The following is a 23,911-nucleotide window of genomic DNA, read 5'->3' on the forward strand; positions in this document are numbered from 1 at the left end:
GGGAATCTCCGGCCACGCCAGGCTTTCTCATCGGAGCACGGAAAGCAGTCCGTGCACGGATGAGTTCTCCGTGCGTCGTGGGACCTTCCGGTCTGCTCGTAGGCTCCCGCGGCGACGCCGGGTTTCCTCATCGGTGCACGGATAGCACTCCGTGCACCAATGCGTTCTCCGTGCGTCGCGGGGGATTCCCAGGTCGACCTGGGAATCTCGGGGACGGCGTGACCGGGAACAAGTTGAAGGTTGAACTAGTTGATGGGAGTATCGAGGCAAGGAGGCTCCCATGAGCAGCATGCAGTTCGGCATCTTCACCGTCGGTGACGTCACGCAGGACCCGACCGACGGCACGACGCCCACCGAGAACGCGCGCCTCAAGGCGCTGGTGGAGATCGCGAAGAAGACGGAGGAGGTCGGGCTCGACGTCTTCGCGAGCGGGCAGCAGCACAACCCGCCGTTCGTCACCACCTCGCCGACGACGCTCATGGCCTACATGGCCGCCCAGACCGAGCGGATCGTGTTCTCCACGGCCATCGCGCAGATCACCACGAACGACCCGGTCAAGCTGGCCGAGGACTACGCGGTTCTGCAGCACCTGTCCGACGGCCGCGTCGACCTCATGCTCGGGCGCGGCAACTCCGCCCCCGTCTACTCCTGGTTCGGGCAGGACCCGACGCGCGCGGTGGAGCTGACGGTCGAGAACTACCAGCTCCTGCGTCGGCTGTGGGACGAGGACGTCGTGGACTGGGAGGGCCAGTTCCGCACACCCCTGCGCGGCTTCACGGCCACGCCCCGCCCGCTCGACGACGTGCCGCCGATGGTCTGGCACGCCTCGATCCGCACGCCCGAGGTGGCCGAGCTGGCCGCGTACTACGGCGACGGCTACTTCGCCAACAACATCTTCTGGCCCAAGGAGCACTACATCCGGCTGATCAACTTCTACCGGCAGCGCTTCGCCCACTACGGCCACGGCGAGCCCGAGCAGGCGATCGTCGGGCTCGGCGGCCAGGTGTTCATGCGCAAGAACAGCCAGGACGCGATGCGTGAGTTCCGCCCCTACTTCGACAAGGCGCCGGTCTACGGGCACGGCCCGAGCCTGGAGGACTTCACCGCGCAGACGCCGCTCACCGTCGGCAGCCCGCAGGAGTTCATCGAGAAGACGCTGACGTTCGCCGACTACTTCGGTGACTACCAGCGCCAGCTCTTCCTCGTGGACCACGCCGGTCTGCCGCTGAAGGAGGTGCTGCACCAGATCGACATGATCGGCGAGGTGCTTCCCACCCTGCGCGCGGAGTTCGAGGCACGACGTCCGGCCGGCGTCCCCGATGCACCCACCCACGCCTCACGCGTGGCCGCCCGCGACGCTGCGCAGGCCTCCGGCGAGAGCGAGGTGCGCGCATGACCCGCGTCGTCATCGTCTCCGCCGGGCTCGGCTCGCCGTCGACCACGCGGCTGCTCGCCGACCAGATGGCGGCCGGCGTCCGTCGAGCGGAGCCGGGGGCGTCCGTCGAGGTCGTGGAGCTGCGACCGCTCGCCCACGACGTCGTCGACGCGACGCTCACCGGGTTCGCGTCGCCGCGCCTGCAGCACGTGATCGACCAGGTGGGCGCGGCCGACGCCCTCGGCTTCGTCACGCCGATCTTCCAGGCGTCGTACAGCGGCCTGTTCAAGTCGTTCGCCGACGTGCTCGAGCCCGACCAGCTGATCGGCAAGCCGGTGCTGCTCGGCGCCACCGGCGGCACCGCGCGCCACTCGCTGGCCGTCGAGCACGCGATGCGTCCGCTCATGGCCTACCTGCAGGCCGTGCCCGTGCCGACCGGCGTGTTCGCGTCGCCGCACGACTGGAGCGCCGAGGGCGAGGGTGCGCTCACGTCGCGCGTCGACCGCGCCGTCAGCGAGCTCATGTCGCTGCTCGGCGGGGCCGGCACCGGCCGCACACGTGACGACGAGATCGACCTGTTCAGCGAGACGATGCTGAGCATCTCCGATCCGAGCCGCGGCGCCTGAGGACCTTCCGCCTCCCGCCCACCGGGGCTACCGTCGGAGGATGTGCCGCAACATCCGCGTGCTCCACAACTTCGAGCCGCCGACCACCGACGACGAGGTGCGCGAGGCCGCGCTGCAGTTCGTGCGCAAGGTCAGTGGATCCACTCGACCCTCGCAGGCGAACGCCGCGGCGTTCGAGCAGGCCATCGACGAGATCGCCGCCGCCACGCGCACGCTCCTCGACGGGCTCGTGACCAAGGCGCCGCCCAAGAGCCGTGAGGCCGAGGCGCTCAAGGGTCGCGCACGGCACGAGAAGCGCATGGAGCGAGAGGTCCGCCTGCGCACCGGGGTCGGGTCGGCGTAGGCCTTGGCGCGATCGAACCTCCGGCCGCGCCCCCCATCGGTGGATCCTCAACCGCAGGAACGCTGCTGCGGTTGAGAATCCACCGATGGTGGGTCGGAACGGGGTGGGGGCCGCAGGCTCGCCGAAGTCGCGGGGGAGTCACCCGGTCGAGGCCCTCTCGGAGACCGAGCCCCACGCCCACCCGCGCCGACGCAGCCCACGCCCACGGTGAGCCGCGCCGACGCAGGCCCACGATGCCCAGCAGCGGGCAAGGCGCGACCCCCTGGAGACCCGATTCCCTCAGAGGTGCTCGACGAACCACTGCGTCGCGAGGTCGCGACCGACGAGGTCGCCGAAGGACAGGGTGCCGAGGCCGCCGCCGGTCGTGTGCTCCTGGCCGGGCAGCTCCACGTAGCGCGTGGTGGTCCCGGCCTCCCGCGAGGCGCGGGCGAAGTCGCGCACCGGTCCGGGCAGGATCAGGTGGTCGGCACCGCCCTGGTAGACCAGCAGCGGCGGGTTGCCACGGCCGAGATGGTTCACGGAGTCGGTGAACGCGTACCGCTCGGGGAACTCCTCCGGCGGGCCCCCGACGTAATGGTTGCCGTAGGCGCGTCCCAGCCCCGACTCCTCGTAGGCCGCCGCGCCGTCCACCGCCGGGTAGCCGGCCACGACGGCCGAGACCTGCGGCAGCTCGCCACGCGTCCGGCACGACGGGTCGAGCTCGTCGCGGGCGCCGAGGTTGGCGGCGTTGATGGCCAGCTGGCCACCGGCGGAGTCGCCCATCGTGCCCACCCGCCCGGGGTCCAGGCCGACGCCGGGACCCTCGGTGGTGACCCACGTGAGCGCACATCCGACGTCGGCGACGGCCGTGTCCCACGTCTGGCGATCGGGCGTGGCCAGGCGGTAGCTGACGTCGAGCACGGCGTACCCGCGGTCGAGCAGCGGCGGGTAGTAGGGGCTGGGGGCGGGGGCGCCGCTGGTGAAGCCGCCACCGTGCACGTAGACGACCACGGGCACGCCGCCGGCGTCGTCGGTGTCGCGCGGCAGGTAGAGGTCCGCGTCGAGATCCGTGCCGTCGACCGTGCCGACGGTGACGCTGCGGTCGGGGTCGACGGTGCCCTGCCGGAACGGCACCACGGGGGCGAAGGCGCCGACGTCGGCACCGGCCTGCCTGGCGTCGACGACCTGGTACGACCACAGGCCGAGCGACGACGCCGCCACGACGACGGCCAGGACGGGCACGGGTCGCAGAAGCCCGGTACCCCGGCAACGAGCCCCGCGCAGCACGAGGACGAGCAGGGCGACGGCGAGCACGACGTTCCACACGCCCAGCGCGTCGCGCACGACGCCGCAGGCGAGGACCACGTACTGCACCGGCCAGAGCTGCAGCGCTGGGACCCACCAGGTCGGGGACGTCCACGCCACCAGCTGGCCCAGGGCCACCACGAGCAGGAGGAGGGTCAGCACGCCGCGGCCCACTGCGCGCACGACCGCTCCGCCCCGTGCGTGATCCTGCTCCACGTCGTCTCCTCGCTGTCGCCGTCCAGCGGCCGACGGTACCGGCGGGGGAGGGGGTACGCACCTGGGGTGGCGGTCGTCGCCATTGTCGCCAAAGGTTATCGCGTATGCAGCGTGTTGCGATAACATTAGGTCGTGCGTTCGGCGATCGATAATCCCTTCACCCCCGGCGCGGACGTCGTGCCGCCCGTCTGGGCGGGACGCCGCGACCAGCTGCAGGACTGGGAGTCGGTGGTTCGCCCACGACGCGCGATGGGCCTGCCCGAACGCGGCAGGACGATCCTCGGCGAAGCCGGTCTCGGCAAGTCGACCCTGGTCCGCCGGATCGCCCTGATGGCCGAGCGCGAGGGCGACTGGGTCACGCCTCAGCTGCGCATCCCCCTGGGGGCCGATCCGCTCAAGGCCGTGGCCTCCGCCATGCTGCGCCTGGCCGATCGCGCCGGGCTGGCGGAGGCGCGCGAGCAGCGCATCAAGGACGTGCTCGCGAGGGTTCGTGAGGTGGCCGCCAGCGGCATCTCCCTCACGCTGGACCGTGCGGTGGGGCCGGAGCCCTACGTGGCGCTGACGGACCTGCTCGTCGAGGTCGGTGCCGCAGCCCTGGCGCAGGGCGTCACCGTGGTCGTGCACATCGACGAGGTCCAGAACATCACCGACGAGGCCGTGCTGTCGCAGCTGCTGGTGTGTCTCGGCGACGTCATCGCCCACGAGACCGTGGTGCGGGCCCCCGGCGACGTCGCACTCGCGCGGGTCCTGCCCGTCGCCGTCTACCTCACCGGCCTCCCCGAGTTCGCCGACATGGCCGGCTCCCGCAAGGGCGCCACGTTCGCGCGCCGCTTCGCGACCACCACCCTCGCGCCCATCGCCGACGACGACCTGAGGATGGCGTTGCACCCCTTCGTGACCCCCGGGTGGGAGGTGAGCGACGAGCGCGGATCGACGCGCGTGGTGCGCATGGAGCCGGCCGCGGCGGACCTGGTCGTCCGGCTCTCGTGTGGCGAGCCGTTCCTGTTCCAGCTGGCGGGCGAACGTTCGTGGTACGCGGGCACGGGGCCGGTGATCACGGTCGATCACGTGCTCCAGGGGTGGGAGGCGGCGCGGTACGAGGCCACGGCGCACGTCGAGCGCATCCTGCAGCGGCTCCCTGCGCGTGAGCGTCAGATGGTCGAGGTGATGGCGGCGATGGAGCCGGTGGACCGCACCGCGACGAAGATCGCGCGGGAGATGGGCTTCGAGACGGCGTCGCAGGCAGCCCCGACCGCCCAGCGACTCGACACCGTCCGCGGCATCATCGACCGGGGACGTCAGTACACGTTCCGCCACCGGGCGGTCGAGGCCTACCTCACGACGCCGTGGCCGGACCCGCCCGACGGCCCCTAGGGGAGACGCCGCGCAGGCGGCAGTCCGGTGGCGCGGTGGCGCGTCGCACCTACGGTGGGGACGTGGCCCTCGATCCTTCCCAGCAGGTCCCGTACCGGCTCGTGCCGGCGCCGGCGTCACGTCGGCTCTCCGAGCGCTTCTTCGGACGGTTCCGGCGCGTCGGCCTGCGTGGTGTCCTGGCCGACCTCGACCGCCGAGGCAGCCGCGCCGAGGTCCCGGGAGAGGCCGCGGTCGGCGGCATGCAGTGGGAGGAGCGCGACGCGACGTCGCAGCGGTGGTGGCCGCAGGGCATCACGACGTCGGCCGACGCCTACGGCCCCGACCCGCAGTCGGGCACCTTCGAGGGCCGCCCGGTCGTCGTCGTCAGCTGGTACGCCCACGGCGTCCTCGGCTGGCTGACGCTGGGCTCGCGCATCTCCGTCATCGACCACGCCGACGAGGCCGCGCCGCGCTACCGGCACGTGCTGCTCGTGGCGCCGCGGCGCATCCTCGGCCTGCACCTGCTGCGCCCCGTGCGGGTCCATGCCGGGGGCATCGTCTGGTACGGCGAGCACCTGTTCGTGGCGGGCAGCTCCGGCGGCGTCCGCGTGTTCGCCCTCGACGACGTGATCCGGGTGCGCAACCGGTGGCGCACCCGCGGCTACCGCTACGTGCTGCCCCAGCGGACCCACTACGCCGCCGACACCAACGCCGGTGTCCGGCCCATGACCTACTCGTTCATGTCGCTCGACCGGCGGGGCGACGTCGACCACCTCGTCGCCGGCGAGTACGGCCGCAAGGGCGGCAGCCACCGCATGGTCCGCTACGAGCTCGACCGCGACACCCACCTGCTGCGCTCGGGCGAGACCGAGCCGGCCGTGCCCATCGAGGTGCACGACGCGGTCGCGCCACGCATGCAGGGTGCCGTGCTCGTCGACGGCACGTGGGTGATCACCGCGAGCGCGGGCGAGGACAACCCGGGCGACCTGTGGATCGGGAGGCCCGGCGCGCTCACCCGGCGCCGTGGCGTGCTGCCCACCGGCCCCGAGGACATCACGTGGTGGCCCCAGCGCGGGCAGCTGTGGTCGCTCACCGAGTGGCCCGGACGCCGCTGGGTCTACGGCATCGACGCCGACACCTGGGTCCGGCCGGTGCCGCGCGACGAGGACCGCTAGAGGCCGAGCAGCGCGCGGGCGTCCTCACGCATCTGCACCTTGCGCACCTTGCCGGTGACCGTCATCGGGAACTCCTCGACCACGTGCACGTAGCGCGGCACCTTGTAGTGCGCCAGGCGGCCGGTGCAGAACTCCCTGACCGCCTCGACGCCCAGCGGCTCGGCGCCGTCGCGCATGCGCAGCCACGCCATGAGCTCCTCGCCGTACTTCTCGTCGGGCACGCCGACGACCTGGGCGTCGAGGACGTCGGGATGGGTGATCAGGAACTCCTCGATCTCGCGCGGGTAGATGTTCTCGCCGCCGCGGATGACCATGTCCTTGATGCGTCCGGTGATGCTCAGGTAGCCGTCGTCGTCCATGACGGCCAGGTCGCCGGTGTGCATCCACCCGTCGGCGTCGATGGCCTCGGCGGTCTTCTCCGGCTCCTGCCAGTAGCCGATCATCACCGAGTACCCGCGCGTGCAGAGCTCGCCGGCCGTGCCGCGTGGCACGACCTCGCCGGTGGCCGGGTCGACCACCTTCGTCTCGAGGTTCGGGTGGACCCGGCCGACGGTGCTCACGCGCCGCTCGACGCTGTCGTCCGTGCGGGTCTGCGTGGAGACCGGCGACGTCTCGGTCATGCCGTAGCAGATCGAGACCTCCTCGGCCCCCATCCGCTCGATGACCTGCTTCATGACCTCCACGGGGCACGGTGAGCCGGCCATGATGCCCGTGCGCAGGGCGGAGAGGTCGTGCTGGTCGAAGGACGGGTCGGCGAGCATGGCGATGAACATCGTGGGCACGCCGTAGAGCGACGTGCACCGCTCCTCGGCGGCCGCGCGCAGGGTGGCGGCGGGGTCGAACATCGGCGCCGGGATGACCATCGTCGCGCCGTGCGAGGTGGCCGCCAGGTTGCCCATCACCATGCCGAAGCAGTGGTAGAAGGGCACGGGGATCGCGATGCGGTCGTCGGACGTGTAGTGCAGCAGCTCGCCCACGGCGAAGCCGTTGTTGAGGATGTTGCGGTGCGAGAGCGTGGCGCCCTTGGGGAAGCCGGTGGTGCCCGACGTGTACTGGATGTTGATCGGGTCCGTCGGGTCGAGGGTGGCCTCGATGGCGTCGACGTCGAGGTCGCTCGCGCGGCCCGCCTCGAGCAGGCGGTCCCACGACGCTGTGCCGTTCGCCGCCCGGGGCCCGGCACCCCCGCCGGGACCGATGAGCACGACGTCGGTGAGCGTGGGGTGGTCGGGACGGACCTCGTCGATCATGGCGGCGAACGAGCTGCCCTTGAGCTCGGGGACGGCGACGATCGCGCGCATGCCCGACTGGCCGATTACGTAGCCCAGCTCGTGGGCGCGGTAGGCGGGGTTGACGTTCACGAGCACCACGCCGAGCCGCGCCGTGGCGTACTGCACCAGGGTCCACTCCGCACAGTTCGGTGCCCAGATGCCGACCCGGTCACCCTTCTCGATGCCGAGCGACGCGAGGCCGCGGGCCACCACCTCGACGTCGGCGGCCAGCTCGCGGTAGGTCCAACGTCGGCCGGTGGCGCACTCCACGAGCGCCTCGGCGTCGGGCACCCGCGCGACGGTGGCGGCGAGGTCGGCGCCGATCGTGGTCTCCAGCAGCGGCACCTCGGCGCTGCCCGCGGTCTGGCTGAGTCGCTGGTCCATCGTGTCCCCCCACGTGCCGGCCGGCGTGACGTCCGAGCCGGGTGTGTCCTGGCTCACGTCGAGTCTGCCACGCGCTCGGTGGGACGACTCAGGACGTCGCGTCGAGCACCCGCAGCACGTTCTTCCCGGTGAGGCGGGCGAGGTCGCCGGCCGACCAGCCGCGCCGCGCGAGCGCGTCGAGCAGGATCGCGTGACCGGTCACGTCGCCCATGCCCTCGGGGAAGAGCTCGAAGCCGTCGTAGTCGCCGCCGAGGCCCACGTGGTCGACGCCCACGACCTCGCGGGCGTGCTCCACGTGCGCGACCACGTCGTCGACGGTGACACGCGGCATGGGCCCGGCGCCGGTGGGGTCGACCTCCCGGTGGGCGAACCAGGCACCGAAGTCGGCGTTCACGAACGGCGGCACGTAGGTGACCATGAGGACGCCGCCGTTGCCGGGGAGCCGTTCGAGCACGTCGTCGGGGACGTTGCGCGGGTGGTCGGCGACGGCCCGGCACGAGGAGTGGCTGAAGATCACCGGCGCGGTGGTCACGTCGAGGGCGTCGTGCATCGTCGTGGCCGCCACGTGGGACAGGTCGACGAGCATGCCGAGCGCGTTCATCTCGCGCACCACGTCGCGGCCGATGTCGGTGAGTCCACCGTGCTCGGGCTCGTCGGTGGCGGAGTCGGCCCACGGGGTGTTCTCGTTGTGGGTGAGGGTCATGTAGCGGACGCCGAGGCTCGCGAGCTGCCGCAGCACGGCGAGCGAGCCGTCGATGCTGTGGCCGCCCTCGGCGCCGAGCAGGGACGCCAGCCGGCCCGAGGCCCACGCGTCGCGCACGTCGTCGCCGGTGCGGCAGAGCGCGAGCCGGTCGGGGTAGCGAGCGACAAGCCGGTGCACCCAGTCGACCTGCTCGAGCGTGTACGTGACCGCGTCGGCCCCGCGCTCGGAGCAGGGCGCGTAGACCGACCAGAACTGGCCGCCGACCCCCGAGCGGCGCAGCCGCACCAGGTCGGTCTGGAACGCCGGGTCCTCGCCCGCGGCAGCGCGGTCCACGTCGAGCCCGTCGACGGAGTAGCCGGCGCTCTCGCGCATCTCCCACGCGAGGTCGTCGTGCCCGTCGATCAGCGGTGCGGCGGCAACGGCCTCCCGCGCCGCAGCCTCGGTCAGCAGGTCCCCGAACGTCTCCATGACCCCACCGTAGACACCCGCTCCGGCGCACCCGTGACCGTGATTCCCATCAGCTGATGGGAATCACGAGCTCCCCGGCGAGATCCCTCACTCACCATGGCGTGCCCTCCGAGGTGAGTGGGGGAGAACCAGGGTGAGTGCCCGACGCGGAGTGCGCCGAGCGGTGGCAGGCTGGCCGCATGCACCCGCTGCACGAGCTGACCCTGGCCGACCTGCGCCGCCGCACGAGCATCAAGTGGACGATGCACGACCCCGACGTCATCCCGATGTTCGTGGCCGAGATGGACGTGCCGCTCGCCGAGCCCGTGGCGCGTGCCCTGACCGACGCCGTGACCCGCGGCGACACCGGCTACCCGCAGCCGCGCGTGTACGCGGAGGCCCTCGCCGACTTCGCCGCCGACCGCTGGGGCTGGACCGGGCTCGACCCGGCGCGCACGCTCGCCGTCGCCGACGTGATGGTCGGCATCGAGGAGGTCCTCCGTCTCACCGGCGGCGCCGACGTGCCGGTCATCGTCAACCCGCCGGTCTACCAGCCGTTCTTCGACGCGGTCGGCCACGTGGGCCGTCCGCTGGTCGAAGTGCCGCTCGGCGACGACGGCCGCCTCGACCTCGACGCACTCGCCGCCACGTTCGCCCAGCACCCCGGCGCGACGTACCTGCTGTGCAGCCCCCACAACCCCACCGCCGTCGTGCACACCACCGAGGAGCTGGGCACCGTCGCCCGGCTGGCGCGCGAGCATCGGGTCCGCGTGGTCGTCGACGAGATCCACGCACCCCTGGCCGCGGTCTCCACCGACGACGACGCCTTCGTGCCCTACCTCTCCGTCGACGGCACCGACGACGCGTACGCCGTGCTGTCGGCGTCGAAGGCGTTCAACCTCGCCGGCGCCAAGGCGGCCGTGGTGGCCGGTGGTGCGGTCACCGTCGACGAGATCGCCTCGGTGCCGGAGATCGTGAGCCACGGTCCGAGCCACCTCGGCACCATCGCGCACGTCGCGGCGCTCACCCACGGCCGACCCTGGCTCGACGCCCTCCGCGCCGACATCGCGGAGAACCGGTCGCTGCTCGGCGACCTCGCGGCGAAGCACCTCCCGCGCGCCGGCCTCCTCGCCGGCCCCGGCACCTACACGGCGTGGCTCGACCTCCGCGCGTACGACCTCGGCGACGACCCCGCCGCCGTGCTGCTCGAGCGGGTCGGCGTCGCCCTGGCCTCGGGGCTCGCGTTCGGCGGCGCGTCCGGAGTCGGCGACGGGCGCGCGCGACTGACCTACGCCACCCCGCCCGACGTGCTGCGCGAGGCCGTCGAGCGGGTCGGCGCCGTGCTCGGCTGAGGGCGGGGCTCGACCGATGGCGCAGTTCATCGCACCGGCCGCCTGGGGCGCGCGCAACGGGCCGGGCATCGTCCGTCGCGCCCTGGACGCCGGACGCACGTGGCGCGCCGGGCTGCTGCTGGTGTTCTCGACGCTCTACTCGCTGCTCTTCACCGTCGTCTGGGCCGTCACCGTCGCCGTGGGGCGCCCGCTGCTCTCGCTGGTCTTCGGCCTCGCGTGCTGGAGCGGCTGGGTGGTGGTCGTCGACGCCGTGGGGCGGTGGGTCCGTGCGCCGCACGCCGACGCCGGGCCGGTGCTCGCCACGGCTCCCTCCGGGCTCCCGGCCACCGCGTGGCTGCGGCCGGGGTGGGCCCTCGCGCGACCGTGGGCCGTCGTCGCGGCGTTCTCGATCGTGGTGGTCGGCGAGGTCGTGGCCTGGCTGCTCGGCGACAGCAGTGCCTGGACGCTCATCGGCGCCGGACTCGTCATCCTGCTGCTCGTGCCGAACCTCTGGCTGGCCCGACGCGGGGTGCAGGCGGGTGGGCTGTTCCTCACGGCCCAGGGAGTGGAGCACGTGTGGGGTCCGGCCCACACGCGCGTCCCGTGGGAGTCGTTGGAGCTCGTCGGTCCGCTCGGCCTGGAGCGGACGCCCGGCCTCGAGCGCGTGCGTCGGGGGGAGTGGTGGTGCGTGGACACCACGGACCGCAGCGGTCGGGCGATCCCGATCCCGTCGGCCTACCTGACCGACCGGCCCGATGTGCTGCGTCGCCTGCTGATCGACCACGTCACCCGGCCCGCTCAGCGCACCGCGCTCGGGACGAGCCGGTCGATCGAGTGGGCGGCCACCGTGGCGGGGCTCCCTGGACGGACCGCGCCCGGCTGAGCGGTCAAGGCGACGGGACCACGAGGTCGGCCGTCCCGCTCCGGGCCAGCACCCGCCGCGCGTTGGGCTCGTCCACCTCGTCGACCCACGCCTGCGCCGCCTCACGCGTCTTGCCGTGCTTGACGTGGCGGTCCACGAGGCGCGACCGGCGGCGGGCGTCGTCGAGGTCGACGAACCAGGCCTCGTCGAGCTCGGCGCGCACGGCGGGCCACGGGTCGGCGTCGTCGAGCAGGTAGTTGCCCTCGGTCACGACGACGCGGTGCGACGGTGCCACGGTGATCGAGGCGGCGATCGGCTGCTCGAGGTCCCGCTCGAAGCCGGGGGCCAGCACGTCGTGGCCGGTCTCGGCGCGCAGGCGTCGCAACAGGTTCAGGTAGCCGTGGGCGTCGAAGGTCTCCGGGGCGCCCTTGCGGTCGAGCAGGCGGCGTTCGGCGAGGGCGACGTCGGCCAGGTGGAAGCCGTCCATCGGCACGCGCACGGCAGGCATGCCCTCGGCGGTGAGCCGGTTGGCCAGCCGCTTCGCGAGCGTCGACTTGCCGCTGCCCGGGGCACCGACGACGCCGACCAGCACGCGGCGTCCCGCCGCGGCGTCGGCCAGCCGGGCGACGCGCGCGGCGAGGTCGTCGAGGTCCACGTCCGGCATTCTTCCGCATCTTCCACCGACGGGCGTCCGGGGCACGATGATGTGCGATCTAGACATACTGTGTGGCACACAGTAATGTGGCGGCATGACCTGGGACGACCACCTCCGCACCCACCTGCAGGAGCTGCGCCGCGGCACCGTCGTGGTGGCGAGCCTCGCCGCCCTGCGCGAGCCCGGCTACGGCTACGGCCTGCTGCAGACCCTCGCCGACGCCGGCTTCAGCGTCGATGCGAACACGCTCTACCCGCTGCTGCGGCGCCTCGAGGACCAGGGCCTGCTGACGAGCGAGTGGGACACCACCGAGTCCCGACCCCGCAAGGTCTACCGGACCAGCCGCGACGGCGAGCAGCTCCTCGCCGCGCTGCTGACCGACCTCGACGCCGTCCGCACCTCCATCGAGACCCTCACGGAAGGGGATCTGCCATGACCAGCCAGACGACCACCCTGACCGACCGCTACGTGCACGCCGTGCTGCGCTCGGTGCCCGAGGACCGACGCGACGACATCGGCCGCGAGCTGCGTGCCTCGATCGCCGACATGGTCGATGCGCGCACGGACGCCGGCGAGCCCGAGGCCGACGCGGAGCGAGGTGTGCTCACCGAGCTCGGCGACCCGGGCCTGCTCGCCGCGCAGTACGCCGACCGGCCGTTGCACCTGATCGGCCCGCGCTACTTCCTCACCTACTGGCGGCTGCTGCTCAGGCTGCTGGCCTGGATCCCGGCGACGGTCGCGGTCGTGGTGGCGGCGGTCAGCCTGATCACCGAGCCCGACGCAGGGTCGGCGATCGGCGACGGCGTCGCGGCCGGGATCCAGGTGGCGCTGCACGTGGCCTTCTGGACGACCCTCACGTTCGCAATCCTCGAACGGGTCGATGTCGACCCGGGCCTGCCCGGCTGGACGGTCGACTCGCTGCCCGAGGCTCCCCAGGCGCGAGACGTCTCCCTGGTCGACACTGTCGCCTCGATCGTGTTCATCGCCTTCTTCATCATGGTGCTGATCGGCCAGAACTTCCGCAGCTGGGTGCAGGGGCCGGACGGCGACGACGTCGCGGTGCTCGACCCCGACCTGTGGTCCGGCTGGCTGCCGTTCCTCATCGGGGTGCTCCTGCTGAACATCGCGCTCGAGGTGTGGCGCTACCGGGTCGGTCGCTGGACGTGGCCGCTCGTGGGTGCCATGGCCGTCGTGTCCGCCGCGTTCGCCCTGCCGGTCGCCTGGCTGGCGTGGGACGAGGCACTGCTCAACCCGGCCTTCGTCGACGCTGTGGGCATGAGCTCGCAGGTGCTCGAGTACGTGAACCTCGGCATCGTGGTGGGTGCGCTCGTGACCATCGTCGCCGAGGTCGGCGACGCCGCGTGGAAGGCCCACAAGGCGACCCCGCTGGCCTCCGGCACGGCCCCGATCGCCCGCTGACCTCGCTGCGGTCGCCGCGCGACGGTCCGGTAAGGTACCCCGCGGTGGCGTGTCCGAGCGGCCGAAGGTGCATCACTCGAAATGATGTGTGGGGTCAAACCCACCGTGGGTTCAAATCCCACCGCCACCGCCGATGAGGAAGGGCCCCGAGCGTCTGCGCTCGGGGCCCTTCGTCATCTGTGAGTGCTGGGAACGTGGGAGGAGCGACGAAGGAGCGACGGCTCCCACCGCCACCGCCGGTCCCCCTCGAGTTTGCCTCCGCCCGGCCACGGGTACGTCGAGCGCACCTGCACACCGCAGCACCACGGGAGGGCACCATGACGGACAAGAAGGCCGGACTCGCCGGCAAGGCACGAGACATCGCCGAAGAGGTCGTCGACGAGGTGAAGTCCACCGTCGCCGGTGCCGCACCCGTGATCCCCGGTACGCCGGGCAGCGGAACGCCGACGGTCGAGGAGCCGACCGAGCCGCACGACCCGCTGCCGCCGAAGCCGACCCAGCACGGTCCGATCCCGCACTCGCCGACCGGTGCGCCGTCGCGCGACAGCAAGAAGTCGGCTGCCCAGCAGGGTCCGACCCTGACCACGGCCACCGGTGTGCCCCTGCGGGAGACCGACCACTCCCTCAAGGCGGGTGCTCGCGGGCCCGTGCTGCTGCAGGACCACCACCTGCGCGAGAAGATCATGCACTTCGACCACGAGCGGATCCCCGAGCGTGTCGTGCACGCCCGCGGCGCGGCCGCCCACGGTGTCTTCCGGTCGAACGGCACCGCGTCCAGGCTGACCCGCGCCGCGTTCCTGGCCGAGGGTGCCACCACGCCGGTGTTCACCCGGTTCTCGACCGTCCTGGGCTCGCGCGGCTCGGCCGACTCGGTGCGCGACACCCGTGGGTTCGCCGTGAAGTTCTACACCGAGGAGGGCAACTTCGACCTCGTCGGCAACAACATCCCGGTGTTCTTCATCCAGGACGCCATCAAGTTCCCCGACGTCATCCACGCCGGCAAGCCGCACCCCGACGTCGAGATCCCGCAGGCGCAGAGCGCCCACGACACCTTCTGGGACTTCGTCTCGCTGCACACCGAGGCTCAGCACCACGCGATCTGGAACATGTCCGACCGCGGCATCCCCCGGTCGTACCGGATGATGGAGGGCTTCGGCGTCCACACCTTCCGCCTGGTCAACGCGGCGGACGAGACCACACTGGTCAAGTTCCACTGGAAGCCGCGCCTGGGCGTCCACTCCCTGACGTGGGAGGAGGCGCAGATCGCGGCCGGGGTCGATCCCGACTTCCACCGCCGCGACCTCGCGGACGCCATCGAGTCCGGCGCCCATCCCGAGTGGGATCTCGGCGTGCAGGTCTTCCCCGACACCCCGGACCAGATGTTCGAGGGGATCGACCTCCTCGACTCCACGAAGCTCGTGCCCGAGGAGCTCGCTCCCGTGCAGGTCATCGGCACGATGACGCTCAACGCCAACCCGGGCAACTACTTCGCCGAGACCGAGCAGGTGGCGTACCACGCGGGCCACTTCGTGCCGGGCATCGACGCCACCGACGACCCACTGTTCCAGGGTCGACTCTTCTCCTACCTCGACACGCAGTTGACCCGCCTGGGCGGTCCGAACTTCGACCAGATCCCGATCAACCGGCCGCACGCCCCGGTCAACGACATGCTGCGCGACGGCTACCACCAGGACGCCGCCCACACCGGCGTCGCCCCCTACAAGCCCAACTCGCTCGACGGGGGCTGCCCGTTCCTCGCCGGCGAGGACATGAGCGCGTTCATCGACGTCCCCCAGCCCGTGGAGGCGTCGGCCAAGGTGCGCGAGGCCCCGGCCACCTACGACGACCACTTCAGCCAAGCCCGCCTGTTCTACCTCAGCCTCACCCCGGTGGAGCAGAACCACGTCGCACAGGCGTACACGTTCGAGCTGGGCAAGTGCTACGAGCAGGCGATCAAGGAGCGCCAGCTGCTCGCGCTGGCCAACATCGACAGCCACCTGTGCGAGCTGGTCGCCGACGGCCTCGGACTGCCCGCTCCGGAGGCGACCCTCCCGCTGACCGAGGAGGTCCCGAGCCCGGCGCTCTCGCAGGTCGGCGAGACCTGGCCGACGGACGGTCGGTTGATCGGGATCGTCGTGCCCGACGACCTCGAGGACCTGAGCGGCGTGCGCGAGGTGCGCGACGCGGTCTTCGCCGGTGGCATGGTGCCGCTGGTCATCGCCTCCCGCGGCGGGATGCTGGACGACGGCGAGGGCGATCCCGTGGCGGTGCAGCGGACCTTCCTGACGGTCCGCTCGATCGAGCTCGACACCGTCCTGCTCGCCGGCGCGCCGCAGGCGGCCAAGGACGCCGACCCGTCGGCCGACGCGAAGGCGGCTGCACCCAGCGCCGGCACGCTGGATCCTCGCGTCGCCCTCCTGGTGTCGGAGGCATACCGCCACGGGAAGGCGCTGGGCGGGTGGGGCGACGCCGTCGTCGCGCTCGAGGCGAGCGGCCTGCCCGCCGTGCCCGCCGGCGTCTACGTGGGCGACACCCCGGCGGATGTCCTGGAGCAGGTGACGACGATGCTCGGCGCCCACCGGGTCTGGGAGCGCTTCCCGGAGGGATGAGCGGAGCGTGAGGCCGCCGGGACGACGAGAGACATCGCGGCGCGCCGGCCTGCACGCGCGCCGGCCCGACCAGTGCACCTGGTCGGGCCGTCGCGTCATCGGGGAACGGGCCCTTTTGTCGACGCTTGACGGCGTACTTGTATTTTGCAAGTATCAACGGCATGAGCCTCTTCATCACGTGCCCGGTCGAGAGCGTCGAGCGTGCGACGGCCTTCTACGCCGCCCTCGGCTGGACCCTCAACCGGGAGATGTCCGACCACAACGTGTCGTGCTTCGAGATCGGGTCCGCGCAGTACGTGATGCTCGGCAGCCGCGAGATGTACGCGGCCGTCGGCGGTGTCGAGGAGCTGGTCGGTGGCGCCGACACCCCCTCGAAGGTCACCGTGTCGTTCGACCTCGGCAGCCGCGAGGAGGTCGACGCGCTCGTGGAGCGGGCCGCCGGCGCGGGGGGCCGGATCGGGGACATCGACGACTACCCGTTCATGTACCAGCGCCAGTTCGACGACCTCGACGGCTACCACTACTCGCCGTTCTGGATGAAGCCGGACGCCGACCCCGAGGCGTGAGCTATCTCGCCGCGGCGCTCGGCGTCGTCGGGTCCCGGTGGGCCCTGCTGGTCGTGGAGGCCCTGCTCGACGGTCCCCGCCGCTACGGCGACCTGCAGCGCGACCTCCAGGCGCCGACGAACATGCTCGCGACACGTCTGCGCGAGCTGGAGGCAGCCGGCGTCCTGACGCGCCTGCCCCTCAAGCACAACACCCGGGCCTACCAGCTGACCGAGCGCGGACTCGCCCTGCGCGACGCGATCGAGGCGCTCGGACGCTGGGGCGAGGAGGTCTAGACCGGTCGGGTGCCGCGAATCGGGCACTATGCTGACGGCATGCGAGAGACCGCGATGCTGAGCCGGGTGGCCGGACTGCTCGCGTTCGTCCTCTGCCTCACCGCGACCGGCGAGTCCGCCACCACGGTGGGCGTCGCGGTCGCGATCGCTGCAGCCGTGCTCGTCACCGCGAGCTCGCGCGTGGTCGTGGCGCTCCGAGCAAGCGGGGTCGGGGTGGTCCGCGGCGAGGTCGCGGCCCTGGTGCCCGTGCTCTCGTCGCGCATCGCGGACCCGGTGCGTCATCCGGTGCGTCCGCGCGCTCCCGGTCTGGTCTGAGGTCGCCTTCGGGCGACGCGCCCGATCCGATCCTCAGACCAGGAGATGTCCATGCTCGACCCGTTGAAGCACGTCCTGTCCACCCTCATGTCCACCGCCCACGCCCTCGCCGAGAACCTCGGGGCCGACCCCGGAGGCGCCGTCGGCTGGTGCCTCAGCATCGCCGCGATCGTGGTGGTGGTGCGTGGGTTGCTGCTGCCGCTCACGGTCCACCAGGTGCGCAACGCGCGGCGGATGGCGGTCGCCCGGCCCCACCTGCAGGAGATCGCCCAGCGCTACAAGGGGCGCACCGACCCCGACAGCGTGCGCGCCATGATGGAGGAGCGGCGCGCCCTGTCCGCCGAGCACGGGGTCTCGAGGCTCGGGTGCCTGCCCGTGCTGGTGCAGCTGCCCGTCTGGTTCGCGCTGTACCACCTGATCTCCGACGTCGCCGCCGGCTCGGCGGTCGGGTCGATGGACGCCGACCAGGTGGCGCTGTTCGACCGCGCCCAGCTGTTCGGCGCGGGCCTGGCCGACAGCGGCGTCCTCGGCCAGGACGGCTCGCACCTCGCCGTGGTGCTGACCCTGGCCGTCCTGGCGGCGGCTGTGTCGTTCGCGACGCAGCACCTCTTCGTCATGCCCAACACGACGACGGACGGCATGCCGGAGGCGGTGCAGCAGGCCACACGTCTGATGCCCACGCTGTCCTCCGTCGGGCTGCTGGCCGCGGGCGCCTTCGTGCCGGTGGGGCTCCTCGTCTACTGGGTCTTCAGCCAGGTGTGGACGTTGGGCCAGTCGTTCGCGGTCTGGCGCTGGTTCCCGACGCCGGGCACGCGGGCCGCCCAGCGGCACGGACAGTGACCGGGGACCCGGCGCATCGTGAGCCGCCGGGTGGGAACACCTGTGTCATGAGCAGCTCTCCCGCTGGACGAAGCCGACTGCGCGAACAGGTCCGCGACGGCATCGCGCGCCACCCCCGCCTGCCGAGAGCGGCCAAGGCGGCGGTGGCCGCCGTGCTGGCATGGCTCGCGGTCCAGCCCCTCGGCGGTGCTGCCGACGAGTACCCGTACTACGCACCGCTGGGCGCGGTCATCGCCGTCTCCGCGACGGTGGCCGACTCCGTCAAGGCGTCCGTCCAGGGGGTCGTGGCCATCCTGCTCGGGGCCGCGCTCGCCGTCGTCGCTGCCGCCGTGGTGCCGACCGTGCCGGGTCTGGCCGTCGTCGTGCTCCTCGGCACGCTCGCCGCGGGCTGGTGGCGCTTCGGCGACATGGGGGACTGGGTGCCGATCGCAGCCCTGTTCGTGCTCATCATCGGCAGCAGCGGCCTGGTCGACTACCTCATCGGCTACGTGCTGCTCACCGGTCTGGGCGCAGCCGTCGGGGTCGCAGTGAACGCGGCCCTGCCGCCCATGCCCCTGGTGCCGGGCGACCGCCAGATCACCGCCGCCCGCGAGGCGCTCGCCGCGCAGCTCGACGACCTCGCCGACGCACTGCGCAGCGACCCGCCGCTGGACCGCGAGCAGTGGCTCGCGCGGCATCACGACATCCGTCCGCGCGCGCAGGCCATGGGACGGCTCGTCACCCAGGCCACCCAGGTGCGTCGGGTGAACTGGCGCGCCCGCCGGTGGCAGGACTGGGCCGACCGCCAGGTCGAGCACGCACGCGCGCTCGAGCGCCTCTCGCTGGTCGTCGACGACCTCGCCGGCCTGCTGGCGATGACCGAGCACGCCGACCGTGAGGACGTCGCGCTCGGTCCGCGTCTGCGGCAGCCCGCGGCCGAGGCCATGGAGGCGGTCGCCGCGATGCTGCGTGAGGGGAAGGACGAGGACGGTCCACCGTCACAGGACGCGCGTGATCGCGCCGAGGCCGCCATCGAGGGGCTGGCCGAGTCCGTGACGGAGCGGGTGCGGGCCGGGGTCACCGAGGTGCTCGCGGCCGGGGCCGTGGTCACCGCCCTCCGGCAGCTGGTCGCATCGGAGTGACGGTGCCCCTACGACGTCCGGCACTGCTCGACGTGGCCGTCTGACCTGGACGCGCGCTCGTCACGCCGGCGCTCCCGCCGAGCCAGGGCCGACGTGGCGAACGAGGCCACCACCCAGGCCGCGAGCACGCCGAGCGACGCCGCGACGCCCGACCCCTGGCGGAAGGCCACGGCGCGGGCGGCGTCGAGGCCGGCCGCGTGCGGCAGCCACGACGTCACCGAGCGCCAGGCGACCGGTTGCTGCGACGGGTCGGTCCCGGCCAGGGCCGGCAGCGCGGTCAGGATCAGCACGGCGACCGCCAGGGCCAGGCCCCAGACGTCGAGCACGCTGAGCAGGGCCTGCGTCACCGCGCAGGCCGCCAGTGTCGTGGCACCCAGCACCAGCCACCAGCCGAGCCACGGTCCGGACGTGGTCGATGCCGCGACGATCGCGAGCGCGAGCCCGACCGCGGTGCTGAACGCCACCGAGGCGGCGGCGCGACGGATGCCGCCCTGGTGCGTGTGTGCCTGCGGTCCGCGCCACCAGGCGAGCGCCGCCACGCCGAGCATCCCCACCGCCACGGCCACCAGCGGGGCGAGGTCGACCACACGCCGATCGAGCTCGGGGGCCCTCGGTGGCACCTCCTCGACGTCGAGCGTGCGACCCAGCGACGCCGAGAGGGCTCGCACACGCGCCACCACGGCAGCGGTCAGCTGCGGGTCCTGCGACCCAGGGACCAGCAGCAGGTCGCGCTCGGTCGCCAGGTCCACGACCACGACGGCCGTGGCGGCTCCCGACTCGAGCCGGTCCATGCCCTCGCGGCGGTCCTGCGTCGTGGACGCGTCGAGCGCGGCGTCGGTGCGGTCGGCGAGGGCCTGCCCCACGACGGCCGGCGCGACGATCGTCACCGGCGCCTCGTGGGGGTCGTCGCCGACCACGAGGGCCGAGACGAGGACCAGACCGATGAGCTGCGCAACCACGACGAGGACCAGCGGGATCCAGCGTCGTCCGGACATGGCTGGACCCTACCGACGTGAGATCGTGACGGCATGGTCCTGCCGCGTGCCCCGTGGCGGTTGCGGGTCCTCGCCGTCACGGTGCCGGCCCTGGTGGCCATGCTGGCCCTCGCCTCGCTCGCCGCCCCCGACGTCGAGGAGCCGGCGCGCGTGGACGCGGCCGAGCAGACCCGGTGCCTGCCGATCGAGCCGATCCGATCGGTCGCGGACCTCAACGACCTGGTCACGAAGGTGCGGGGACGCGGAGAGTTCGAGGGCGCCGACGTCGGCGCGGACGTCACGCTGCAGGACGGTCGGCGGCTCTGGGTCTTCGGCGACACCCTCCGCTCGGCCGACTTCGACGGACAGCGCTTCGTGCGCAACTCGATGCTGGTCTTCGACGACGAGTGCGCCGAGATGGTGCTGCCGTCCGACAAGGGCGCGCTGATCCCGGACCGTGCCGACGGCGTGGGCTACTGGCCGATGGCGGTCGCGAAGGTCGAGCGCACCGGCTACGACCTGGTCGGGGTGACCGTCCAACGGGTCCAGGGCGCCTCCGCACCGGACGGTGACCTCGCGTTCGACAACCTCGGTCCCGCGATCGCCCTGTTCATCGTGCCGCGCGGCCGCACGCCGCAGCTGCTGTCGGTCCGCGACGTCGGCGCGGACCGGTCCGGCACAAGGCGGCCCACGTGGGGTGCCGCCGCGACGGTCCACGACGGCTGGGTCTATCTCTACGGCACCGCGAACCCGGGCGAGCGGCTGGTGTTCGGGTTCGACCTCCGCGTGGCGCGGGTGCGTCCCGACGACATCCTCGACGTCGGTCGGTGGCGCTACTGGGACGGCACGTCGTGGAGCCGCCGGGCCGAGGACGCCAAGGTCCTGATTCCTGCGCAGGGCGGTGTGTCGCAGACGTTGAGCGTGTTCGAGCGCGCCGGCCGGTGGTACGCCGTGAGCAAGCGCGACGAGTTCCTGGGCACCGACCTGGTGATCTGGTCCGCGCCCTCGCCGACCGGTCCCTTCACGGCGGGGCCGCCGCTGGCATCGATCCCGTCGTCGTCGAAGGGGCGGTTGCGCTACATGCCGCTGGCGCACCCGGACCTGCTGCCCGAGGAGGGCAGCGTGGTCGTCTCCTACAGCCAGAACGACACCGATCCCGCGGTCGTGGCCGAGGACCCGTTCCTCTACCGGCCGCGGTTCCTGCGGGTCCCGCTGCCCTGACGTGAGGTGGCCGGCTCGCGGATCGGGTCCAGCACCGCGGCCAGCTCCGCCTGGTACGCGGCGTAGGCGGTCGCGAGGGCCGGACCGTTCCAGGTCGCCGGTCGCAGCGACGGGGGCAGGGCGGGGTCGGTCCGCAGGTGCCGCACGAGCGCGGCGGCGACGGCGAGCCGGTCGGCGGGGGAGCGCTCCTCGGCGAGCGCCGCGAGCAGAGCGTCACCGGTGGCCGTCCAGGCGTCGAGGTCCCACAGCCGGCCCACCAGCCCGCGCACGTCGGTCGGCTGCGAGGCAGCGACGAGCGCCAGGTCCGAGGGCCAGTCGGGCAGGGGGCGGTCCAGGTTCGCCGGCCGCGTCCACACGCCTTCGCGCAGCTCCGCCAGCCGCAGCTGCTCCATCTCCAGGCGGAACGCCGCCCGGTCGCTGGCCGCGCGGCCGGCGGCCACCACGACCACGGTCTCCCAGGTGCCGTCCCACGAGCGGTACGGCGGGTCGAGCGCGGCGTCCTGGAACCGTTGGCGCGCCCGGAGCCGTTCGCCGATCCGATGCACGCCATCGGTGCGCTCGAGGTCGCCGGTCGCCACCAGTCGGGTCAGCGCTGCCCGCAGCGTGGACTCGGGGACGTCGAAGACCTCGCCGAGGGCGACGAGCTGGGCGGCCGTCAGCTCGGGAGGATGCACGGCGAGCAGCAGGCTGAGCACGATCGACCGCGCGCTGAGGGGACGGACCTCCATCGAGCTCCCTCCCGGTCGCGATCGTCGACATTGCATTCTCTTGACAACTGTAGCGATGATGCAATGCTTGGTGCATGACCATCACGCCGTACCCCGCCGCCGACGGCCACGCTACTGCTCCGACCGGTGCGGAGGACGTCAACCAGGCCCCGCCCCTCGCGCCCTACGACGCCTCCGCCGACGTCGCCCTCCTGGAGGCCCTGAACCGCGAGGGAGCCGGCTGGAACGAGGCCGACGTCCGTCGCGTCGGGCAGCTCGCGGGTGGGGTCGAGGCCCAGCAGTGGGCCGAGGACGCCAACCGGTTCGACCCCGAGCTGCGCACCGTCGACCGCTACGGCAACCGCGTCGACGAGGTCGAGTTCCACCCGTCGTGGCACCACCTCATGCGCACCGCGGTCGCCGAGGGCATGGCAGGCGCGCCCTGGGCCGAGGACCGCGCCGGCGCCCACGTGGCCCGCACGGCCCGCGGCCTCGTGTGGGGGCACACCGAAGCGGGTCACGGCTGCCCGATCACCATGACCTACGCCGTGGTGCCCGCCCTGCGCCACGCACCCGAGCTCGCCGCCGTGTACGAGCCGCTGCTCACGTCACGTATCTACGACCCGGGCCTGCGGACCCCCTCGACGAAGCGCGGCCTGCTCGCGGGCATGGGCATGACGGAGCGCCAGGGCGGGTCCGACGTGCGCACCAACTCCACCGTCGCCCGACCGACCGGCGAGCCCGGTGTCTTCACGCTGCACGGCGCCAAGTGGTTCACGTCGGCTCCGATGTGCGACGTCTTCCTCGTGCTCGCGCAGTCGCCCGGCGGCCTCTCCTGCTTCCTGGTGCCGCGCATCCTGCCCGACGGTGCGCGCAACCCGTTCCGGATCGTCCGCCTCAAGGACAAGCTGGGCAACCGGTCCAACGCGTCGTCCGAGCCCGAGCTCGACGGCACCGTGGCCTGGCTCGTGGGCGAGGAAGGTCGTGGGGTCCGCACCATCATCGACATGGTCAGCTGCACGCGGCTCGACTGCGCCTCGGGAAGCACGGCGCTCATGCGCAAGGCGCTCGTCGAGGCGGGCCACCACGTGAAGCACCGCCGTGCCTTCGGCCGGACGCTCATCGACCAGCCGCTCATGCGCAACGTCGTGGCCGACCTCGCCGTCGAGTCCGAGGCTGCGACGGCGTTCACCATGCGTCTCGCGGGTGCGGCCGACCGCGCCCAGCAGGGCGACGGGCAGGAGCAGGCGTTCCGGCGCATCGCCACCGCCATCGGCAAGTACTGGATCACCAAGCGCGGACCGGCGTTCACCGCGGAGGCGATGGAGTGCCTCGGCGGCAACGGCTACGTCGAGGAGTCGGGCATGCCGCGGCTCTACCGGGAGGCCCCGCTCAACTCGATCTGGGAGGGCTCGGGCAACGTCAACGCGCTCGACGTGCTCCGTGCACTCGGCCGCGAGCCGGGCGTCGCCGACGCGCTCCTGCACGAGATCGGCCTCGCGAGCGGCGCGGACCGTCGCCTCGACGCCGCGGCGGAGCGGCTCGGCAACGACCTGGCCGCCGCCACCGCCGACCTGTCCAGCATCGAGTTCCGCTCGCGGCAGCTCGTCGAGCAGATGGCGCTCACGCTGCAGGCGTCGCTGCTCGTGCGGCACTCCACCCCGGCCGTGGCCGACGCGTTCTGCTCCTCGCGCCTGGATCGCCAGGGCGGCCTGGCCTTCGGCACCCTCGACGCGTCCGTCGACACCGAGGCGATCCTCGAGCGCGCGCTGCCCGACCCCTCCTGAGCGCCCCCCTGCTGCCCAGCGGTAGGTGGGCCGCGCCTCGTCGGCCCCCGGCGGT

The 23,911-nt window shown here is 72.6% G+C and carries 23 protein-coding genes and 1 tRNA gene; 18 read left to right on the top strand and 6 right to left on the bottom strand.

Going from position 1 to position 23,911, the window contains the following annotated elements; all coding sequences use genetic code 11:
- Window positions 1-289: 289 nt before the first annotated feature.
- Genes NUV38_RS14080 through NUV38_RS14090 form a run of 3 tightly spaced genes read left to right on the top strand, consistent with a single transcriptional unit; the run spans window position 290 to window position 2,344 of the window.
- Entirely contained in the window at window positions 290-1,396 is a 1,107-nt protein-coding gene (locus NUV38_RS14080; protein WP_257729761.1) for an LLM class flavin-dependent oxidoreductase, read from the top strand.
- On the top strand, window positions 1,393-2,001 hold the full coding sequence (locus NUV38_RS14085; protein ID WP_257729724.1) for a CE1759 family FMN reductase: 609 nt from the start codon (window positions 1,393-1,395) through the stop codon (window positions 1,999-2,001). Before NUV38_RS14080 ends, NUV38_RS14085 begins: the two co-directional genes overlap by 4 nt.
- A 40-nt stretch (window positions 2,002-2,041) precedes the next feature.
- Window positions 2,042-2,344 (top strand): DUF2277 domain-containing protein, encoded by a 303-nt coding sequence (locus tag NUV38_RS14090; RefSeq protein ID WP_257729725.1) that lies wholly within the window; start codon window positions 2,042-2,044, stop codon window positions 2,342-2,344.
- Window positions 2,345-2,623: 279 nt separating this feature from the next.
- Here the strand turns inward: NUV38_RS14090 and NUV38_RS14095 are convergent, their stop codons facing one another.
- On the bottom strand, window positions 2,624-3,844 hold the full coding sequence (locus NUV38_RS14095) for a S9 family peptidase (protein WP_257729726.1): 1,221 nt from the start codon (window positions 3,842-3,844) through the stop codon (window positions 2,624-2,626).
- Window positions 3,845-3,976: 132 nt separating this feature from the next.
- On the opposite strand from NUV38_RS14095, the gene NUV38_RS14100 reads away from it, so the two are divergent.
- The gene (locus NUV38_RS14100) at window positions 3,977-5,218 is read left to right on the top strand and encodes an ATP-binding protein (RefSeq protein ID WP_257729727.1); all 1,242 of its coding nucleotides are present in this window, start codon (window positions 3,977-3,979) and stop codon (window positions 5,216-5,218) included.
- 62 nt (window positions 5,219-5,280) lie between these two features.
- Window positions 5,281-6,372: a hypothetical protein gene (locus tag NUV38_RS14105; RefSeq protein ID WP_257729728.1), complete on the top strand. Its 1,092-nt coding sequence runs from the start codon at window positions 5,281-5,283 to the stop codon at window positions 6,370-6,372.
- Here NUV38_RS14105 and NUV38_RS14110 read toward each other — a convergent pair.
- Both NUV38_RS14110 and NUV38_RS14115 read right to left on the bottom strand, forming a co-directional pair.
- Window positions 6,369-8,081, bottom strand: coding sequence for an AMP-binding protein (locus tag NUV38_RS14110; protein WP_308219702.1), 1,713 nt, complete (start codon window positions 8,079-8,081; stop codon window positions 6,369-6,371). The genes NUV38_RS14105 and NUV38_RS14110 overlap by 4 nt on opposite strands.
- Window positions 8,082-8,112: 31 nt before the next feature.
- On the bottom strand, window positions 8,113-9,195 hold the full coding sequence (locus NUV38_RS14115; RefSeq protein WP_257729729.1) for a dipeptidase: 1,083 nt from the start codon (window positions 9,193-9,195) through the stop codon (window positions 8,113-8,115).
- Window positions 9,196-9,374: 179 nt separating this feature from the next.
- Here NUV38_RS14115 and NUV38_RS14120 point away from each other — a divergent pair, with 179 nt between their 5' ends.
- Both NUV38_RS14120 and NUV38_RS14125 read left to right on the top strand, forming a co-directional pair.
- Window positions 9,375-10,526, top strand: a complete 1,152-nt coding sequence (locus NUV38_RS14120) for a MalY/PatB family protein (RefSeq protein ID WP_257729730.1) — start codon at window positions 9,375-9,377, stop codon at window positions 10,524-10,526.
- A 16-nt stretch (window positions 10,527-10,542) separates the two neighbouring features.
- On the top strand, window positions 10,543-11,388 hold the full coding sequence (locus tag NUV38_RS14125) for a hypothetical protein (RefSeq protein WP_257729731.1): 846 nt from the start codon (window positions 10,543-10,545) through the stop codon (window positions 11,386-11,388).
- Window positions 11,389-11,392: 4 nt separating this feature from the next.
- Here NUV38_RS14125 and NUV38_RS14130 read toward each other — a convergent pair whose 3' ends face one another.
- Entirely contained in the window at window positions 11,393-12,022 is a 630-nt protein-coding gene (locus NUV38_RS14130; protein WP_257729732.1) for a nucleoside/nucleotide kinase family protein, read from the bottom strand.
- A 94-nt stretch (window positions 12,023-12,116) separates the two neighbouring features.
- On the opposite strand from NUV38_RS14130, the gene NUV38_RS14135 reads away from it, so the two are divergent.
- The 9 genes from NUV38_RS14135 (at window position 12,117) to NUV38_RS14175 (ending at window position 19,167) form a co-directional block, all read left to right on the top strand.
- Window positions 12,117-12,458, top strand: a complete 342-nt coding sequence (locus NUV38_RS14135) for a PadR family transcriptional regulator (protein ID WP_257729733.1) — start codon at window positions 12,117-12,119, stop codon at window positions 12,456-12,458.
- Complete coding sequence (locus NUV38_RS14140) at window positions 12,455-13,441, top strand: permease prefix domain 1-containing protein (RefSeq protein ID WP_257729734.1); 987 nt, start codon at window positions 12,455-12,457, stop codon at window positions 13,439-13,441. Before NUV38_RS14135 ends, NUV38_RS14140 begins: the two co-directional genes overlap by 4 nt.
- Window positions 13,442-13,484: 43 nt before the next feature.
- Window positions 13,485-13,571, top strand: a tRNA-Ser gene (locus tag NUV38_RS14145).
- Window positions 13,572-13,758: 187 nt separating this feature from the next.
- Window positions 13,759-16,050: a catalase gene (locus NUV38_RS14150; protein ID WP_257729735.1), complete on the top strand. Its 2,292-nt coding sequence runs from the start codon at window positions 13,759-13,761 to the stop codon at window positions 16,048-16,050.
- A gap of 161 nt (window positions 16,051-16,211) precedes the next feature.
- Window positions 16,212-16,616 (top strand): VOC family protein, encoded by a 405-nt coding sequence (locus NUV38_RS14155; RefSeq protein ID WP_257729736.1) that lies wholly within the window; start codon window positions 16,212-16,214, stop codon window positions 16,614-16,616.
- Window positions 16,613-16,891 carry a helix-turn-helix domain-containing protein gene (locus NUV38_RS14160; protein WP_257729737.1) on the top strand — a complete coding sequence of 93 codons (279 nt, stop codon included), beginning with the start codon at window positions 16,613-16,615 and terminating at the stop codon, window positions 16,889-16,891. The genes NUV38_RS14155 and NUV38_RS14160 overlap by 4 nt, the downstream gene beginning before the upstream one ends.
- A 39-nt stretch (window positions 16,892-16,930) precedes the next feature.
- Window positions 16,931-17,206, top strand: coding sequence for a hypothetical protein (locus NUV38_RS14165; protein WP_257729738.1), 276 nt, complete (start codon window positions 16,931-16,933; stop codon window positions 17,204-17,206).
- Between the two features lie 51 nt (window positions 17,207-17,257).
- Window positions 17,258-18,046 (top strand): membrane protein insertase YidC, encoded by a 789-nt coding sequence (gene yidC / locus NUV38_RS14170; protein WP_257729739.1) that lies wholly within the window; start codon window positions 17,258-17,260, stop codon window positions 18,044-18,046.
- Between the two features lie 47 nt (window positions 18,047-18,093).
- On the top strand, window positions 18,094-19,167 hold the full coding sequence (locus tag NUV38_RS14175; RefSeq protein ID WP_257729740.1) for a hypothetical protein: 1,074 nt from the start codon (window positions 18,094-18,096) through the stop codon (window positions 19,165-19,167).
- Between the two features lie 8 nt (window positions 19,168-19,175).
- Here the strand turns inward: NUV38_RS14175 and NUV38_RS14180 are convergent, their stop codons facing one another.
- Window positions 19,176-20,162: a hypothetical protein gene (locus tag NUV38_RS14180; RefSeq protein WP_257729741.1), complete on the bottom strand. Its 987-nt coding sequence runs from the start codon at window positions 20,160-20,162 to the stop codon at window positions 19,176-19,178.
- Window positions 20,163-20,195: 33 nt separating this feature from the next.
- Between NUV38_RS14180 and NUV38_RS14185 the strand changes: the two genes are divergently transcribed.
- Complete coding sequence (locus NUV38_RS14185) at window positions 20,196-21,362, top strand: DUF4185 domain-containing protein (RefSeq protein WP_257729742.1); 1,167 nt, start codon at window positions 20,196-20,198, stop codon at window positions 21,360-21,362.
- Here the strand turns inward: NUV38_RS14185 and NUV38_RS14190 are convergent.
- Window positions 21,326-22,090 (bottom strand): PaaX domain-containing protein, C- domain protein, encoded by a 765-nt coding sequence (locus NUV38_RS14190; protein ID WP_257729743.1) that lies wholly within the window; start codon window positions 22,088-22,090, stop codon window positions 21,326-21,328. The two genes, NUV38_RS14185 and NUV38_RS14190, sit on opposite strands and share 37 nt — an antisense overlap.
- A gap of 74 nt (window positions 22,091-22,164) precedes the next feature.
- On the opposite strand from NUV38_RS14190, the gene NUV38_RS14195 reads away from it, so the two are divergent.
- Entirely contained in the window at window positions 22,165-23,856 is a 1,692-nt protein-coding gene (locus tag NUV38_RS14195) for an acyl-CoA dehydrogenase family protein (RefSeq protein WP_257729744.1), read from the top strand.
- Window positions 23,857-23,911 lie beyond the last annotated feature (55 nt).

Source organism: Aeromicrobium sp. 50.2.37, assembly GCF_024655735.1.
Taxonomy (GTDB): domain Bacteria; phylum Actinomycetota; class Actinomycetes; order Propionibacteriales; family Nocardioidaceae; genus Aeromicrobium.